Source organism: Cupriavidus sp. SZY C1 (genome assembly GCF_032190535.1).
Classification (GTDB): Bacteria; Pseudomonadota; Gammaproteobacteria; order Burkholderiales; family Burkholderiaceae; genus Cupriavidus; species Cupriavidus pauculus_C.
In genome coordinates this window covers 205,707-223,153 of the sequence record NZ_JAUANU010000001.1, presented here as the reverse complement: position 1 = coordinate 223,153, position 17,447 = coordinate 205,707, and the positions used below count along the sequence as shown (strand labels likewise).

Annotated in this window: 17 protein-coding genes; all 17 read left to right on the top strand. The window is 65.4% G+C overall.

Features of this window, described 5'->3' with window-relative positions:
- The first annotated feature begins 100 nt into the window (after positions 1-100).
- The 17 genes from QTN24_RS01050 (at position 101) to asd (ending at position 17,154) form a co-directional block, all read left to right on the top strand.
- Positions 101-940, top strand: a complete 840-nt coding sequence (locus QTN24_RS01050; RefSeq protein ID WP_124683763.1) for a GntR family transcriptional regulator — start codon at positions 101-103, stop codon at positions 938-940.
- 373 nt (positions 941-1,313) lie between these two features.
- Positions 1,314-1,724, top strand: a complete 411-nt coding sequence (gene sdhC, locus QTN24_RS01045) for a succinate dehydrogenase, cytochrome b556 subunit (protein WP_124683764.1) — start codon at positions 1,314-1,316, stop codon at positions 1,722-1,724.
- 12 nt (positions 1,725-1,736) lie between these two features.
- On the top strand, positions 1,737-2,102 hold the full coding sequence (gene sdhD, locus QTN24_RS01040; protein ID WP_124683765.1) for a succinate dehydrogenase, hydrophobic membrane anchor protein: 366 nt from the start codon (positions 1,737-1,739) through the stop codon (positions 2,100-2,102).
- A 3-nt stretch (positions 2,103-2,105) separates the two neighbouring features.
- Positions 2,106-3,884 carry a succinate dehydrogenase flavoprotein subunit gene (sdhA, locus tag QTN24_RS01035; protein WP_124683766.1) on the top strand — a complete coding sequence of 593 codons (1,779 nt, stop codon included), beginning with the start codon at positions 2,106-2,108 and terminating at the stop codon, positions 3,882-3,884.
- Positions 3,885-3,914: 30 nt separating this feature from the next.
- The gene (locus QTN24_RS01030) at positions 3,915-4,616 is read left to right on the top strand and encodes a succinate dehydrogenase iron-sulfur subunit (RefSeq protein ID WP_019449065.1); all 702 of its coding nucleotides are present in this window, start codon (positions 3,915-3,917) and stop codon (positions 4,614-4,616) included.
- A 131-nt stretch (positions 4,617-4,747) separates the two neighbouring features.
- A complete protein-coding gene (locus QTN24_RS01025) occupies positions 4,748-5,029 on the top strand; it encodes a succinate dehydrogenase assembly factor 2 (RefSeq protein ID WP_124683767.1) in 282 nt (93 codons plus the stop codon).
- 42 nt (positions 5,030-5,071) lie between these two features.
- Positions 5,072-6,373: a citrate synthase gene (gene gltA, locus QTN24_RS01020; RefSeq protein ID WP_124683768.1), complete on the top strand. Its 1,302-nt coding sequence runs from the start codon at positions 5,072-5,074 to the stop codon at positions 6,371-6,373.
- 576 nt (positions 6,374-6,949) lie between these two features.
- On the top strand, positions 6,950-8,077 hold the full coding sequence (locus QTN24_RS01015; RefSeq protein WP_124683769.1) for a branched-chain amino acid ABC transporter substrate-binding protein: 1,128 nt from the start codon (positions 6,950-6,952) through the stop codon (positions 8,075-8,077).
- A gap of 140 nt (positions 8,078-8,217) precedes the next feature.
- Positions 8,218-9,144 carry a high-affinity branched-chain amino acid ABC transporter permease LivH gene (livH, locus tag QTN24_RS01010; RefSeq protein WP_124683770.1) on the top strand — a complete coding sequence of 309 codons (927 nt, stop codon included), beginning with the start codon at positions 8,218-8,220 and terminating at the stop codon, positions 9,142-9,144.
- 15 nt (positions 9,145-9,159) lie between these two features.
- Positions 9,160-10,434, top strand: a complete 1,275-nt coding sequence (locus QTN24_RS01005) for a high-affinity branched-chain amino acid ABC transporter permease LivM (RefSeq protein ID WP_313835033.1) — start codon at positions 9,160-9,162, stop codon at positions 10,432-10,434.
- The gene (gene livG / locus QTN24_RS01000) at positions 10,431-11,198 is read left to right on the top strand and encodes a high-affinity branched-chain amino acid ABC transporter ATP-binding protein LivG (protein WP_313835032.1); all 768 of its coding nucleotides are present in this window, start codon (positions 10,431-10,433) and stop codon (positions 11,196-11,198) included. The genes QTN24_RS01005 and livG overlap by 4 nt, the downstream gene beginning before the upstream one ends.
- Positions 11,198-11,899, top strand: a complete 702-nt coding sequence (locus QTN24_RS00995) for an ABC transporter ATP-binding protein (RefSeq protein ID WP_313835031.1) — start codon at positions 11,198-11,200, stop codon at positions 11,897-11,899. The genes livG and QTN24_RS00995 overlap by 1 nt, the downstream gene beginning before the upstream one ends.
- Before the next feature lie 356 nt (positions 11,900-12,255).
- The gene (leuC, locus tag QTN24_RS00990; protein ID WP_124683774.1) at positions 12,256-13,665 is read left to right on the top strand and encodes a 3-isopropylmalate dehydratase large subunit; all 1,410 of its coding nucleotides are present in this window, start codon (positions 12,256-12,258) and stop codon (positions 13,663-13,665) included.
- Between the two features lie 49 nt (positions 13,666-13,714).
- Positions 13,715-13,846: an entericidin A/B family lipoprotein gene (locus tag QTN24_RS00985; RefSeq protein WP_066733342.1), complete on the top strand. Its 132-nt coding sequence runs from the start codon at positions 13,715-13,717 to the stop codon at positions 13,844-13,846.
- Positions 13,847-13,856: 10 nt separating this feature from the next.
- Positions 13,857-14,507 carry a 3-isopropylmalate dehydratase small subunit gene (leuD, locus tag QTN24_RS00980; protein ID WP_124683775.1) on the top strand — a complete coding sequence of 217 codons (651 nt, stop codon included), beginning with the start codon at positions 13,857-13,859 and terminating at the stop codon, positions 14,505-14,507.
- Between the two features lie 25 nt (positions 14,508-14,532).
- Positions 14,533-15,600 (top strand): 3-isopropylmalate dehydrogenase, encoded by a 1,068-nt coding sequence (gene leuB / locus QTN24_RS00975; protein ID WP_313835030.1) that lies wholly within the window; start codon positions 14,533-14,535, stop codon positions 15,598-15,600.
- 417 nt (positions 15,601-16,017) lie between these two features.
- Complete coding sequence (gene asd, locus QTN24_RS00970) at positions 16,018-17,154, top strand: aspartate-semialdehyde dehydrogenase (protein ID WP_124683777.1); 1,137 nt, start codon at positions 16,018-16,020, stop codon at positions 17,152-17,154.
- Positions 17,155-17,447: the final 293 nt, after the last annotated feature.

Genomic DNA, 17,447 nt, shown 5'->3' with positions numbered 1-17,447 from the left:
GTGCGTCCCGACCGCTGTCAATTCATATGTCTTATATAAGACATAAGACATTTCATAGTGCGCTGGACGCGATTCTCGCTTTTGTGGTTGAATCCGGCCTATGTCATCCCTGCCTACGTCCCCGTCCGCCGCAGCCGCCAATGGCGCGCCGGAATCTGGCGCCCCACAGAGCGGTGCCGGGACGCAGCCGCCCGCGCCCGCCGCGGGCGCCGCCGCCGCGCCATCGCCCACGTTCAGCCCGCTCTACCAGCAGATCAAGGCCCTGATCATGCAGAGCCTGCAGACCGGCGAGTGGAAGCCCGGCGAGATGATCCCGAGCGAGATGGACCTCGCCGCCCGGTACAAGGTGAGCCAGGGCACGGTGCGCAAGGCCATCGACGAACTGGCGGCCGACAACCTCGTGGCCCGCCGGCAGGGCAAGGGCACCTTCGTGACCACCCATTACGAGGACGTGGTCAAGTTCCGCTTCCTGCGCCTGGTACCCGACGAGGGTGAACCCCACTATGGCGCCAGCCGCGTGCTCGAATGCAAGCGGCTGCGGGCGCCGGCCGAGATCGCCCGGCTGCTGGACATCCGCACCGGCGACAGCGTGGTGCAGATCCGCCGGGTGCTGACGTTTTCCAACGAAGCCACGGTGCTGGACGAGATCTGGCTGCTGGGCGCCAACTTCAAGGGCCTGACGGCCGAGAAGCTCAACGAGTGGAAGGGCCCGATGTACGCGCTCTTCGAAACCGAATTCGGCACGCGGATGATCCGCGCGACGGAAAAGATCCGGGCCGTCGCTGCCGATAACACGGCAGCGGAGCTGCTGTCGGTGGCGCCCGCATCGCCGCTGCTGTCCGTGGAGCGGGTGTCGTTCACCTATGGCGACCGCCCCGTGGAAGTCCGCCGTGGCCTGTATGTCACCACGCGCCACTACTACCAGAACGACCTGAGCTGACCTGTCATGACGGTGGAATGTCTGTCCCGTATGCCGACTATTGCGTCGCGTATATGGGACGCGTGCCGACCATTGCAGGTCGTGAATGGAATGGCGGAATATCCGGGCGCCAGGACGGTGCGCGGGTTGTTGCGTGCGATTGTCGGGCACGCCGCGCTGGTGCGCGATAGGCGAAAATTATTGGTGCGGCGCGCAACAAAGGCGCTAAAATCACGTGGATTTGCTCCCCTGCATCCATTTGCATCCAGTGCACCCACACCACTTGATGCAGTACGGTGCATTCACGGTACCCGCTGTGCCGCGCCAATGCAATCGGGAGTAATGGCAGTGTCGTTCTTTTGCTGTTTTCTTTTCACCGCAAATGGGGTCTCGCATGGCTGAAGCCGCCAAACAAGCCAGGCCGGAGTTCCGGAACATCGGTATCGCGCAAATCTCGCGCTACCGGTTGCCCTGGGCCGGCAAGGTATCCATCCTGCATCGCGTAAGCGGTGCGTTGATGTTCCTCCTCCTTCCCTTCGTTCTGTACCTGTTCGAGCAGAGCGTCACGTCCGAACTGAGCTTTGCCAAGTTCTCGGCCCTGCTGTCCAACGGCTTCGTCAAGCTGGTGATCCTGGCGCTGATCTGGGGTTACCTGCATCACTTCTGCGCCGGTATCCGCTTCCTGCTGCTCGACGTGCACGTCGGCGTGTCGAAGCCCGCCTCGGCCTCGTCGGCCAAGGCCGTGCTGGTGGTAAGCCTGCTGCTCACCCTGGTGTTCGGGCTCAAGCTGTTCGGCCTGTTCTGAGGAGAGAGTCAAGTGGCAAACAATAATATCGGTCCCAAGCGTCTTGTCGTCGGTGCGCACTACGGTCTGAAGGACTGGCTTGCGCAGCGCGTTACCGCCGTCATCATGGTGGTGTTCACCGTGGTGCTCGCCGGGGTGTACCTCGCCTTCGGCAATCCTTCGTACGAAGGCTGGTCGGGTCTCTTCGCCAACCAATGGATGAAGCTCCTGACGTTCCTGACCGTGCTGTCGCTGCTGTTCCATGCCTGGATCGGCATCCGCGACATCTGGATGGATTACGTGAAGCCCATGGCCGTGCGCCTGGTGCTGCAAGTTCTTACGATTCTGTGGCTCGTGGGTTGCGCGGGCTACGCTGCTCAGATTCTCTGGAGGGTGTAATAAATGGTCGCAGTCAAGACTGGATTGCCGCGTCGCAAATTTGACGTGGTCATCGTCGGGGCGGGCGGCGCCGGGATGCGCGCATCCCTCCAGCTCGCGGAAGCCGGCCTGAATGTGGCCGTGCTCTCGAAGGTATTCCCGACCCGCTCGCACACGGTGGCGGCGCAGGGCGGCATCGGTGCCTCGCTCGGCAACATGAGCGAGGACAACTGGCACTATCACTTCTACGACACCATCAAGGGCTCCGACTGGCTGGGCGACCAGGACGCCATCGAGTTCATGTGCCGGGAAGCCCCGAAGGTCGTGTACGAGCTCGAACACTTCGGCATGCCGTTCGACCGTAACGCCGACGGCACGATCTACCAGCGTCCGTTTGGCGGCCACACCGCCAACTACGGCGAGAAGCCGGTGCAGCGTGCCTGCGCCGCGGCTGACCGTACCGGCCACGCGCTGCTGCACACGCTGTACCAGCGCAACGTGCGCGCCAAGACCCACTTCTTCGTCGAATGGATGGCACTGGACCTGATCCGCGACGAGGAAGGCGACGTGCTGGGCGTGACCGCGCTGGAAATGGAAACCGGCGAGGTCTACATCCTCGAAGCCAAGACCACGCTGTTCGCCACGGGCGGCGCGGGCCGGATCTACGCGGCCTCCACCAACGCCTTCATCAATACCGGTGACGGCCTGGGCATGGCGGCGCGCGCCGGCATTCCGCTGGAAGACATGGAATTCTGGCAGTTCCACCCGACCGGCGTGGCCGGCGCGGGCGTGCTGATCACGGAAGGCGTGCGCGGCGAGGGCGGCATCCTGCGTAACAAGGATGGCGAGCGCTTCATGGAGCGCTATGCCCCGACGCTGAAGGATCTGGCGCCGCGCGACTTCGTGTCGCGCTCGATGGACCAGGAAATCAAGGAAGGCCGTGGCTGCGGCCCGAACGGCGACTACGTGCTGCTCGACCTGACCCACGTCGGTGCCGAGACCATCATGAAGCGCCTGCCGTCGATCCGCGAGATCGGCATGAAGTTCGCCAACGTCGACGCGATCAAGGAACCGATCCCCGTCGTGCCGACCATCCACTACCAGATGGGCGGTATCCCGACGAACTTCCACGGCCAGGTCGTGGTGCCGAAGAACGGCAACCCGAACGAAGTGGTCAACGGCTTCTACGCGATCGGCGAATGCTCCTGCGTGTCGGTGCACGGCGCCAACCGCCTGGGCACGAACTCGCTGCTGGACCTGGTGGTGTTCGGCCGCGCGGCCGGCAACCACATCGTGGCCAACGCGACCAAGCAGAAGGAACACAAGCCGCTGCCGGCCGACGCCGCCGACCGCGCGATGGCCCGCCTGGCCAAGCTGCAGGCGACGACATCGGGCGAGTACACCCAGGACGTGGCCAACGACATCCGCCGCAACATGCAGTCGCATGCCGGCGTGTTCCGTACGCAGAAGCTGATGGACGAAGGTGTCGAGCGCATTCTGGAAGTGGCCGAGCGTGCCGACAACATCCACCTGAAGGACAAGTCCAAGGTCTTCAACACCGCGCTGGTGGAAGCCCTGGAAGTGGCCAACCTGGTGGAAGTGGCCAAGGCGACGATGATCTCGGCCGCTGCCCGCAAGGAATCGCGCGGTGCCCACGCCCACAGCGACTTCCCGAACCGCGACGACGACAACTGGCTCAAGCACACGCTGTTCTACAGCGAAGGCAACCGCCTGGACTACAAGCCGGTCAAGATGCAACCGCTGACGGTGGAATCGGTGCCGCCGAAGGCCCGTACTTTCTAAGCGGCGCCAGAGAAAACAGGACCCACAGAAATGAAGCGTATTTTTGAAGTCTACCGCTACGATCCGGACAAGGACGCAGCCCCCCGCATGCAGACCTACGAGGTCGAGCTCGACGGTCACGAGCGCATGCTGCTGGACGCGCTGGTCAAGCTGAAGAAGCTGGACGAGACGATCTCGTTCCGCCGGTCGTGCCGCGAAGGCGTGTGCGGCTCGGACGCGATGAACATCAACGGCAAGAACGGCCTGGCCTGCCTGACGAACATGCGCGAGCTGCCGGACCGCATCGTGCTGCGTCCGCTGCCCGGCCTGCCGGTGGTGCGCGACCTGATCGTCGACATGACGAACTTCTTCAAGCAGTACCACTCGATCAAGCCGTTCCTGATCAACGACGAGCCGCCGCCCGAGAAGGAACGCCTGCAGTCGCCGCAGGAGCGTGACGAGCTGGACGGCCTGTACGAGTGCATTCTCTGCGCAAGCTGCTCCACGTCGTGCCCGTCGTTCTGGTGGAACCCGGACAAGTTCGTCGGCCCGGCCGGCCTGCTGCAAGCCTACCGCTTCATCGCGGACAGCCGCGACCAGGCCACCGGCGAGCGCCTGGACAACCTGAACGACCCGTACCGCCTGTTCCGCTGCCACAGCATCATGAACTGCGTCGACGTGTGCCCGAAGGGCCTCAATCCGACCAAGGCGATTGGCAAGATCAAGGAACTGATGGTTCGCCGCGCTGTTTGATCGGCCGGTATAAACTGCCTGATGCGTCCGTGCAGCATGCGGACAGTCAGGCAGTCTGCAGTTGATGTAAGCGGCGCGTCAGCCCGATGCGGTATCAAGTCGGGCGGGCCGCCGGTCAAAGAAGGCTGACCATGAGTCTTTCCACCACATTCTCCCATCAGGCCGACCCGCACAAGCGTGCCCGTCTTCGCTGGCGCGCCCGCCGCGGCCTCCTGGAGAACGACATCATCGTCGAACGTTTCTTCAACCGTTACGAGGAGAGCCTGTCCGATGAGGACGTGGCATCGCTGAGCGAGCTGTTCGAACTCAGCGACAACGAGTTGATGGACCTGCTGCTTGCCCGCAAGGAGCTGGACGGTGAGCTCGACACGCCCCCGATGCAACGGGTACTCAGCCTGCTGCGTTCGGTCTGAGTTTGGTCAACACTATTATTCACAGTATTTGAAGGAACCGACATGACGCCGTCCGATGTGAAAGCCACGCTATCGTTTTCCGATGGTTCCCCCAGCGTTGAGCTGCCGATCTACCAGGGCACCGTTGGCCCGGATGTGATCGACATTCGCAAGCTGTACGGTCAAACCGGCAAGTTCACCTATGACCCGGGGTTCATGTCGACCGCTTCGTGCAACTCCAAGATCACCTACATCGACGGTGACAAGGGCGAGCTGCTGTACCGCGGCTACCCGATCGAGCAACTGGCGCAGAAGTGCGACCACCTGGAGACCTGCTACCTGCTGCTGAAGGGCGAGCTGCCGAACGCCAAGCAGAAGGAAGAGTTCGTGGGCTCGGTGATGAACCACACGATGGTGCACGAGCAGCTGCAGTTCTTCATGCGCGGTTTCCGCCGCGACGCCCACCCGATGGCCGTGCTGACGGGCCTGGTTGGCGCGATGAGCGCGTTCTACCACGACGCGATGGACATCGACGATCCGCACCAGCGCGAGATCTCGGCCATCCGCCTGATCGCCAAGATGCCGACCCTGGTCGCCATGGCGTACAAGTACAACATCGGCCAGCCGTACATCTACCCGCAGAACGACCTGTCGTACTCGGGCAACTTCATGCGCATGATGTTCGGCACGCCGTGCGCGCCGTACACCGTGAACCCGGTGCTGGAGCGTGCGCTGGACCGCATCTTCATCCTGCACGCCGATCACGAGCAGAACGCGTCGACGTCGACCGTGCGTCTGGCCGGTTCGTCGGGCACGAACCCGTTTGCCGCCATCGCCGCCGGCGTGGCCTGCCTGTGGGGTCCGGCCCACGGCGGCGCCAACGAGGCCGCGCTGAAGATGCTGGAGGAAATTGGCAGCGTCGACAACATCAACGAGTTCATCAAGCAGGTCAAGGACAAGAACTCGGGCGTGCGCCTGATGGGCTTTGGCCACCGCGTGTACAAGAACTACGACCCGCGCGCCAAGCTGATGCGCGAGACGTGCCATGAAGTGCTGAACGAACTGGGCCTGCACAACGACCCGCTGTTCAAGCTGGCCATGGAGCTGGAAAAGATCGCCCTGGAAGACGAATACTTCGTCAGCCGCAAGCTGTACCCGAACGTGGACTTCTACTCGGGTATCGTGCAGCGCGCGCTGGGCATCCCGACCTCGCTGTTCACCTGCATCTTCGCCCTGGCACGTACGCCGGGCTGGATCTCGCAGTGGGAAGAGATGATCACCGATCCGGAATACAAGATCGGCCGTCCGCGCCAGCTCTTCAACGGCGCCGCCGCCCGCGACGTGCCGGACATGGCCAAGCGCTAAGCCGCCTGGCGGTCCGCCGTCCCCGAAACGCCCCGGTTCACCGGGGCGTTTTTTTTGCCTCGGCGGCGGGTCCGGCCCGTGCGGGACGAGCGCAACCCGGCCCGCCGCCGGGTCATGCACCAGCGCTGGGAAACCGGGTTTTGTCGATGGTTCATGCCGCCGGACGGTTGCAACCCGCCGCAAAAATTGTCGGATTTTCGCCAAAGCCGAATAACTTGGCTTCATCGGGGTGCAACTTTCCCCCTATAATGCGGGCTGCTTTGCCGACCGGCAGCCGGGCCACCCTTCCGGCCAGCCGCGTTGGGGAAGCGGGGCAGGCGAAGCGCTTGCGCAATAGAGAACGCATCAACGTTGTCTTTCCGAACTCAGGCGTACGCCACACCGGGCCATCCGGTGACGCGCACGCCAGCACGCGCCGGGCCCCGCATCCGCTTCACCGTCTTCATCGCAGGCCCGGCTTCCGCTTTGGGCCGTACCGTCCGCCACGTCAGGCGACGCTTCCTCCTCGCGGGTGTTGTTCGATTGCGCCGGTCATGCCGACTCTGCCCGGAATGACCCCTAATAATCGAGGAGCTCCTGATGACGTCCCGTCTCACGTCCACTGCCATTGCCGCCGCCGTAGCCACGGCCGGCCTCGCTGCCTTCACCTCGGCCCAGGCCGAAACCGTCAAGATTGCCATCGCCGGCCCCATGAGCGGCTCGGTGGCCCAGTACGGCGACATGGTCAAGGCCGGCGCCCTGACCGCCATCGAACAGATCAACGCTGCCGGCGGCGCCAATGGCAACAAGCTCGAAGCGGTGCTGATGGACGACGCCTGCGAACCCAAGCAGGCCGTGGCCGTGGCCAACAAGGTCGTCAGCCAGGGCATCCACTACGTGATTGGCCACGTGTGCTCGGGTTCGACGATCCCGGCATCGGACATCTACGAGAACGAAGGCGTCGTGATGGTCACGCCGTCGGCCACCGCGCCGCAGCTGACCGAGACGAAGAAGCGCAACTTCATCTTCCGCACGATCGGCCGCGACGACCAGCAGGGCCCGGCAGCCGCCCAGTACATCATCGGCAAGGTCAAGCCCAAGAAGGTGGCCGTGCTGCACGACAAGCAGTCGTACGGCCAGGGCATCGCCAGCTCGGTCAAGAAGGACCTGGAAGCTGCCAAGATCCCCGTGGCGGTGTTCGAAGGCATCAACGCCGGCGATTCCGACTACTCGGCCGTGATCACCAAGCTGAAGTCGCAGGGCGTGGACTTTGTCTACTTCGGCGGCTACCACCCCGAAATGGGCCTGCTGCTGCGCCAGGCGCGCGAGCAGGGCGTGAAGGCCACGTTCATGGGCCCCGAAGGCGTGGGCAACAAGGACGTGACCGCCATCGCCGGCCCGGCATCGGAAGGCATGCTCGTGACGCTGCCGGCCGACTTCTCGGCCGATCCGGCCAACGCCGGCCTGGTCAAGGCATTTGCCGACAAGAAACGCGACGCCAACGGCCCGTTCCAGATGCCCGCCTACGCCGCCGTGAAGATCATCGGCGACGCCATTGCCGGCGCCAAGAGCACGGACCCGACCAAGGTGGCCGCGTACATGCACAAGAACGCGTTCACCACGCCGATCGGCAAGGTCGAATACGACGCCAAGGGCGACTTGAAGTCGTTCAAGTTCGTCGTCTACACGTGGCACAAGGACGCCACCAAGACCGCCGCCAACTAAACCCGGCGCCATCCTGGCGAAACGCCCCGCGGCCAACCGGCCTGCGGGGCGTTTTGGTATCGGTCCGATGTCGATTTATCCGCCACATGACGGCGGCCCAGCCTCGCACGTCGGACTCACCCGATCCACAAGGTCCCCGCATGAACGAATTCCTACCGCAGTTCACCCAGCAACTGGTCAATGGCCTGACGCTGGGTGCGATCTATGCGTTGATTGCCATCGGCTACACGATGGTCTACGGCATCATCGGCATGATCAACTTTGCCCACGGCGAGATCTACATGATCGGCGCCTACGTGGGCCTGGTGACGCTGACCGCCATCGGCGCGCAGGCTGGCTATCCGCTGCCGCTGGTGCTGGGCGCGGCGCTGATCGTCGCCGTGGCCGTCACCGGCGTCTATGGCTACGCCGTCGAGCGCGTGGCGTACCGCCCGCTGCGCGGCGGGCCCCGGCTAGTGCCGCTGATCTCGGCCATCGGCATGTCCATCTTCCTGCAGAACTATGTCCAGATCGGGCAGGGCGCGCGCGACGTGTCGGTGCCGCTGCTGATCTCGGGCGCCATCGAATTCCAGATGGGCGGCGACTTCACGGTCACGGTGCCGTACTCGCGCCTGCTGATCGTCGGCGTGACGCTGGTGCTGATGATTGCGCTGACGCTGTTCATCGGCCACTCGCGCATGGGCCGCGCCTGCCGCGCCTGCGCCGAGGACATGCGCATGGCCAACCTGCTCGGCATCGACACCAACCGCGTGATCTCGTTCACGTTCGTGCTGGGCGCGATGCTGGCCGCCGTGGGCGGCGTGCTGATCGGGCTGACGATCGGCAAGCTCAATCCGTTCATCGGCTTCATCGCCGGCATCAAGGCCTTCACGGCCGCGGTGCTGGGCGGCATCGGCAGCATTCCGGGCGCGATGCTCGGCGGCGTGCTGCTGGGCCTGGCCGAGACGTTCGCCTCTGGCTACATGCCCGCCGAATACAAGGACGTGGTGGCGTTTGGCCTGCTGGTGCTGGTGCTGCTGTTCCGCCCCACGGGGCTGCTCGGCAAGCCCGACGTGGAAAAGGTCTGAGGGGGAGGGATTTTCATGACTCAAGCAACTTCGATCGCGCGGGCCTCGGCGCCGCGGGCGTCGGCCTCCGACACACTCAAGAACGCCGTCACGGCGGCCGTGCTGACGGCCATCCTGACGATTCCGGTGCTGGGCCTGCAGCTCAAGCTCGACGGCTACAAGGTGGTGCTGGAGCCGCACTGGCGGCCGGTCTGGATCGCCGTGGCGCTGGTCTTCCTGTTCCAGCTCTGCAAGCCGATGCTGCTGCGCGCGCGCGGCGCCGTGAAGCTGCCGGCCGCGCCCGCCATGGGCGCCAGGCAGCAGCGCGCGGCCGTGTGGGTGCTGCTGGCCGTGGGCTTGATATTCCCGTTCTTCGGGTCGCGCGGCGCCGTGGACGTGGCCACGCTGGCGCTGATCTACGTGATCCTGGGCCTGGGCCTGAACATCGTGGTGGGCTTTGCCGGCCTGCTCGACCTGGGCTACGTGGGCTTCTACGCCGTGGGCGGCTACACCTACGCGCTGCTGAACCAGTATTTCGGGCTGACGTTCTGGGAATGCCTGCCGCTGTCGGCCGGACTGGCCGCGCTGTTCGGCTTCATCCTGGGATTCCCGGTGCTGCGCCTGCGCGGCGACTACCTGGCCATCGTGACGCTGGGCTTCGGCGAGATCATCCGCCTGCTGCTGAACAACCTGACCAGCCTGACGGGCGGCCCGGACGGCGTGTCGGGCATTCCCAAGCCCACCGTGTTCGGCATCGAGATGGCGCGCAGCGCGAGCGTGGAGGGCGCGAAGACGTTCCATGACCTGATCGGCATCCCGTACACCGGCCAGCACATGGTGATCTTCCTGTACCTGCTGGCGCTGCTGCTGGTAGGGTTCACGCTGTTCGTGACCAGCCGGCTGATCCGCATGCCGATGGGCCGTGCCTGGGAGGCGCTGCGCGAGGATGAAATCGCCTGCCGCTCGCTGGGCCTGAACCCCACGCGCATCAAGCTGTCCGCGTTCACGCTGGGCGCGTCGTTCGCCGGCCTGGCCGGGGCGTTCTTTGCCGCGCGCCAGGGGCTGGTCAATCCGGAATCGTTCACGTTCATCGAGTCGGCGCTGATCCTGGCCGTGGTGGTGCTGGGCGGCATGGGGTCGCAGCTTGGCGTGATGCTGGCGGCCATCCTGCTGACGATCCTGCCCGAGGTGGCGCGCGACTTCGCCGAGTACCGGATGCTGATCTTCGGTCTGGTGATGGTGCTGATGATGATGTGGCGTCCGCAGGGCCTGCTGCCCGCGAGCCGTCCCCACGTGGAGTTGCCGCGATGAGCGCTGAAATGCTGAAAGTATCGGGCCTGCAGATGCGCTTTGGCGGGCTGCTGGCCGTGGACGGCATCGAGTTCGATGTCCGCCGCGACGAGGTCTTTGCGATCATCGGCCCCAACGGCGCCGGCAAGACCACCGTGTTCAACTGCGTGGGCGGGTTCTACAAGCCCACCGCCGGCGAGGTGATGCTCGACGGCCACTCCATCGCCCGCCAGCCGAGCCACGTGGTGGCCCGCCACGGGCTGGTCCGCACGTTCCAGAACATCCGGCTGTTCCGCCAGTTGACCGTGGTGGAAAACCTGATGGTCGCCCAGCATCGGCAGGTCAAGGCCGGCCTGCTGCACGGGCTGCTGGCCACGCCGGCCTACCGCCGCGCCGAGCGCGAGGCGCTGGCGCGCGCCGGGGAATGGCTGGAGCGCATGGGGCTCACCGCCGTGGCCAACCGCGAGGCGGGCACGCTGTCGTACGGCCACCAGCGGCGCCTGGAGATCGCGCGCTGCATGATTACCCAGCCGCGCCTGCTGATGCTGGACGAGCCGGCCGCCGGCCTGAACCCGCAGGAAAAGATCGAGCTGCAGCAGCTGATCGACCGCCTGCGCCGCGAGTTCAACATCTCGGTGCTGCTGATCGAGCACGACATGAGCCTGGTGATGGGCGTGTCGGACCGCATCCTCGTGATGGAGCACGGCAAGCCGATCATGATCGGCACGCCCGAAGCGGTGCGCAACGACCCGCGCGTAATCAAGGCCTACCTGGGAGAGGACTGATGCTGAAGCTGGATAACGTCCACACCCACTATGGCGCCGTGGAGGCGCTGTCGGGCGTGTCGATCGAGGTCAACCAGGGCGAGATCGTCACCCTGATCGGCAGCAACGGCGCCGGCAAGACCACGCTGATGATGACCGTCTGCGGCACGCCGCGCGCGTCCAGCGGCCGCGTGCTGTTCGAGGACCAGGACATCACGGGCCGCAACACGCACGAGATCATGCGCATGGGCATGGCCATTTCGCCAGAAGGCCGGCGCGTGTTCCCGAGCCTGACTGTGCTGGAAAACCTCAAGATGGGTGGCTTCTTTGCCAGCCGCCATGAGATCGAGGCCGGCATCGAGCACGTGTTCAAGCTGTTCCCGCGCCTGAACCAGCGCGCCAGCCAGCGGGCCGGCACGATGAGCGGCGGCGAGCAGCAGATGCTGGCCATCGGCCGCGCGCTGATGAGCCGCCCGCGCCTGCTGCTGCTGGACGAGCCGACGCTGGGCCTGGCACCGCTGATCATCGCCCAGATCTTCGACATCATCCGCACCATCCGCGAGGAAGGCGTGACCGTCTTCCTGGTGGAGCAGAACGCCAACAAGGCCCTGCAGGTGGCCGACCGCGGCTACGTGCTGGAAACCGGCAAGGTGGTGCTGGCGGATACCGGCGCCAACCTGCTGGCCAACGACCGGATCCGGGCGGCCTACCTGGGCGGTTGATTCAGTCCCCGGTCTGCTCCGCTCTCCGCCACGGCGGGAGAGCGGAGCCGCCTCCGGCCACCGGCCACCGGCCACCCCGGCCGCACCGGCCACTTCCCGCCCCCTTCGCCATCCACGAAATCCCCCTTTCGCCAATGACCGTCGCCCCGGCGGGCCGGGCGGTCCGCTGGCGGCGGGCAGCGGTGGCATAATCGCTTGCGATGTCAAGCAATCCCCGGCGTCGCCGGAAACGCAGCAGAATGGCTCCTGCCTGCCCGCGATGGCATCCGGAATAACAACTCCCCTGCAAACCAACGCGCGGATTCGCGCCGGTCGTCCCCTCCGGGGGTGCGGTCGGACGGTCTGCCCCCCGCATCATGGCAAAGACGCTCTACGACAAACTCTGGGATGACCACACCGTCCACGTCGAGGAAGACGGCACCACGCTGCTCTACATCGACCGCCACCTGCTGCATGAAGTGACCAGCCCGCAGGCGTTCGAGGGCCTGAAGCTGGCGGAGCGTCCGGTGTGGCGCATCAGCGCGAACCTGGCCGTGTCGGACCACAACGTGCCGACCACGGACCGCACGCAAGGCATCGCCGACCCGATCTCGAAGCTCCAGGTCGATACGCTGGACGCCAACTGCGACGCCTACGGCATCACGCAGTTCAAGATGAACGACCACCGCCAGGGCATCGTCCACGTGATCGGGCCGGAGCAGGGCGCCACGCTGCCCGGCATGACCGTGGTCTGCGGCGACTCGCACACCAGCACGCACGGCGCGTTCGGCGCGCTGGCCCACGGCATCGGCACGTCCGAGGTGGAGCACGTGCTGGCCACCCAGACGCTGCTGGGCAAGAAGGCCAAGAACATGCTGATCCGCGTGGAAGGCAAGCTGCCGCGCGGCTGCACCGCCAAGGACATCGTGCTGGCCATCATCGGCAAGATCGGCACGGCCGGCGGCACGGGCTACACGATGGAATTCGCCGGCTCGGCCATCCGCGAGCTGTCGATGGAAGGCCGCATGACGGTCTGCAACATGGCCATCGAGGCCGGTGCGCGCGCCGGCCTGGTGGCCGTGGACGACATCACGCTGGAATACGTGAAGAACCGCCCGTACGCGCCCCAGGGCGTGGAATGGGACCAGGCCGTGGCCTACTGGCGCACGCTGCATTCCGACGCTGGCGCCCACTTCGACAAGGTCGTGGAGCTGCGCGGCGAGGAAATCCGCCCGCAGGTCACCTGGGGCACGTCGCCCGAGATGGTGGTCAGCATCGAGGACCGCGTGCCGGACCCCGAGAAGGAAAAGGATTCGAACAAGCGCAACGCCATGGAGCGCGCGCTGGAGTACATGAACCTGCAGCCGAACACGCCGATGGAGTCCATCCGCATCGACAAGGTGTTCATCGGGTCCTGCACCAACAGTCGCATCGAGGACATGCGCGCCGCCGCGTGGGTCGTGCAGAAGCTGGGCCGCAAGGTGGCCGGCAACGTGAAGCTGGCGATGGTGGTGCCGGGTTCGGGCCTGGTCAAGGAACAGGCCGAGCGCGAGGGGCTGGACAAGGTGTTCAAGGCCGCCGGCTTCGAATGGCGCGAGCCGGGCTGCTCGATGTGCCTGGCGATGAACGCCGACCGGCTGGAGCCGGGCGAGCGCTGCGCGTCCACGTCGAACCGCAACTTCGAAGGCCGCCAGGGCGCCGGTGGCCGTACCCACCTGGTAAGCCCGGCCATGGCCGCCGCGGCCGCCATCGAGGGGCATTTCGTCGACATCCGCAAGCTCGGCTGACCGCCGGGACGGGTCATCGGGTCAACCACGACTTTCGAACAGAGAGAACATGAAAAAGATCGTGATCACGCTGCTGGCATGCCTGGGCATGCTGCAACTGGCTGGCTGCAACACGATTGCCGGCTTTGGCAAGGACACGCAGGCTGCCGGGCAGGCCCTTGAGAACGCCGCCCGGAAGTAAGGACATCACCATGGAAAAGTTCACCGTACACAGCGGCATCGCAGCACCGCTCGACCGCGAAAACGTCGACACCGACGCCATCATCCCGAAGCAGTTCCTGAAGTCGATCCAGCGCACGGGCTTCGGCCCGAACCTGTTCGACGAATGGCGCTACAAGGACGTCGGCCAGCCCGGCCAGGACAACAGCAAGCGTCCGCTGAACCCGGACTTCGTGCTGAACCAGCCGCGCTACCAGGGCGCGTCGATCCTGCTGGCGCGCAACAACTTCGGCTGCGGCAGCTCGCGCGAGCACGCGCCGTGGGCGCTCACGCAATACGGCTTCCGCGCCGTGATCGCGCCCAGCTTTGCCGATATCTTCTTCAACAACTGCTACAAGAACGGGCTGCTGCCGGTGGTGCTGACCGAGCAGCAGGTGGACCACCTGTTCAACGAGACCAACGCGTTCCAGGGCTACCAGCTCACCATCGACCTGGACCGCCAGGTGGTGACCACGCCGGGCGGCACCAGCTACCCGTTCGACATCGCCCCGTTCCGCAAGTACTGCATGCTGAACGGCTTCGACGATATCGGCCTGACGCTGCGCCACAAGGACAAGATCAAGGCGTTCGAGTCCGAGCGGCTGACCCGCATGCCGTGGCTGGGCAACCGGCTGGTGGGCTGATCCCGAAAACTAAAGGAAATACGACATGAAGATTGCTGTCCTGCCGGGCGACGGCATCGGTCCCGAGATCGTTGCCGAAGCCGTCAAGGTGCTCAACGCGCTGGGCGAGAATTTCGAGATGGAAACCGCCCCGGTGGGCGGCGCCGGCTACGAGGCCGAAGGCCATCCGCTACCCGAGAACACGCTGAAGCTGGCCAAGGAGGCCGACGCCATCCTGTTCGGCGCCGTGGGCGACTGGAAGTACGACAGCCTGGAGCGCCCGCTGCGCCCCGAGCAGGCCATCCTGGGCCTGCGCAAGCACCTGCAGCTGTTTGCCAACTTTCGCCCGGCAATCTGCTATCCGGAACTGACCGGTGCGTCGAGCCTGAAGCCCGAGCTGGTGGCCGGGCTGGACATCCTGATCGTGCGCGAACTGAACGGCGACATCTACTTCGGCCAGCCGCGCGGCGTGCGCGAGGCGCCGGACGGCCTGTTCCAGGGCGCCCGCGAAGGCTTCGACACGATGCGCTACAGCGAGCCCGAGATCCGCCGCATCGCCCATGTGGCGTTCCAGGCGGCCGCCAAGCGCGGCAAGAAGCTGTGCAGCGTGGACAAGGCCAACGTGCTCGAAACCTTCCAGTTCTGGAAGGACATCGTGATCGACGTCAGCAAGGAATACCCGGACGTCGAGCTGTCGCACATGTACGTGGACAACGCCGCGATGCAGCTGGTGAAGGCGCCCAAGAGCTTCGACGTGATCGTCACCGGCAACATGTTCGGCGACATCCTGTCGGACGAGGCGGCCATGCTGACCGGCTCGATCGGCATGCTGCCGTCGGCGTCGCTGGACGCGAACAACAAGGGCCTGTACGAGCCGTCGCACGGCTCGGCGCCGGACATCGCCGGCAAGGGCGTGGCCAATCCGCTGGCCACAATCCTGTCCGCCGCGATGATGCTGCGCTATTCGCTGAACCGTGCCGAACAGGCCGACCGCATCGAGAACGCCGTCAAGAAGGTGCTGGCCCAGGGCTACCGCACCGGCGACATCCTGACGCCGGGCTGCAAGCAGGTTGGCACCCGGGACATGGGCGAGGCGGTGCTGGCGGCGCTGTAAGCACCCGCCGCAGCCGGCGGGGCGGGCGGCACCGGCGCGCGATCGGCATCCGATGCCGGTTGCGCAATGTTTTGCCGTCCGTCGGCTCCCCCGGCCCCGTCCGGTGCGCCGCAGGGGCCGGAAAGCCACCCCGCAAGCACGAAAACACCCGTCATTTCCCCTGCGGCATCGCCGCAAATTCGTGTAGACTCTCCCGTCATGGCCCGAAACCCCCAGTCCCTCCTGACTGCTTTTGCTGCCCGCACCGCCCCCCGCGGCGCGATTGGCATGGGTTCGACCGGCCTGACCGCAACGACGATTAAAACCATTACCAAAACGATCCGCTAGATCGTTCGTCGTGCCTGCCCGTCTTCCCCGCGCAGCCACGCCGGGCGAAGCAAAATGGCGGGGAAGTTCACATCACATCCGAGGTAAGTCATGATTGTAGGTCTCGTCGGTTGGCGAGGAATGGTCGGCAGCGTCCTGATGCAGCGCATGCAGGAAGAGGGCGATTTCGACCATATCGAGCCCGTTTTCTTCAGCACGTCCAACGCCGGCGGCAAGGCCCCGGCCATGGCGAAGAATGAAACCACGCTGAAAGACGCGAACGACATCGACGCACTGAAGCAGTGCGACGTGGTGCTCACCGCCCAGGGCGGCGACTACACGAACGACGTCTTCCCGCGCCTGCGCGCCGCCGGCTGGAACGGCTACTGGATCGACGCCGCCTCGTCGCTGCGCATGAAGGACGACGCCATCATCGTGCTCGACCCGGTCAATCTGGGCGTGATCAAGGACGCACTGTCCAAGGGCGTCAAGAACTTCATCGGCGGCAACTGCACGGTCAGCTGCATGATGATGGGCCTGGGCGGCCTGTTCCAGGCCGACCTGATCGAGTGGATGACCTCGATGACCTACCAGGCTGCCTCGGGCGGCGGTGCCCAGCACATGCGCGAGCTGCTGACCCAGTTCGGCACGCTGAACGCCGCGGTCAAGCCGCTGCTGGACAACCCGGCGTCGGCCATCCTGGAGATCGACCGCCAGATCCTGTCGACCCAGCACGGCCTGTCCGCCGACGAGACCAAGCAGTTCGGCGTGCCGCTGGCCGGCAACCTGATTCCGTGGATCGACAAGGACCTCGGCAACGGCGTGTCCAAGGAAGAGTGGAAGGGCGCCGCCGAGACCAACAAGATCCTGGGCCGGGGCGAGGGCTTTGTCGGGGCCACCGGCGCCGCGCCGATCGCCGTGGACGGCCTGTGCGTGCGGATCGGCGCCATGCGCTGCCATTCGCAGGCGCTGACGATCAAGCTGCGCCGCGATGTGCCGCTGGACGAGATCGAAGGCATGCTGGCCGCCAACAACCAGTGGGCCAAGGTCGTGCCGAACACCCGCGAGGCCAGCATGAAGGACCTGACGCCGGCCGCCGTGACCGGCACGCTGACGATTCCGGTGGGCCGCCTGCGCAAGATGCAGATGGGCGGCGAGTACCTGTCGGCTTTCACCGTGGGCGACCAGCTCCTGTGGGGCGCGGCCGAGCCGCTGCGGCGTATGCTGCGCATTCTGATCGAGGACTGACCCCCTCTTTGGCCTTGCCGCTTCGTTGCAGCAAGGCAACAGAATGACCTGCTTTCTCATCGACGCCGCGCCCGGAGCGCGGCGTTGTCGCATCCGGAACCCTTTTTTTCACAGGCTTGGGTCACAATACAGCCGGCATGCGCTTGGCCACGGGGTCATCGCCGCCGCGCATCTGGCATGCACGGCAGCGACATGGGCGCGCACCAGGACGGGCAACAAGCCCGGCCGGTTCAGCGCCCGCCAGCCAGCCATTTGTTGGGATCGGGTTAACTTTTGCTACTAAAACCATAAAC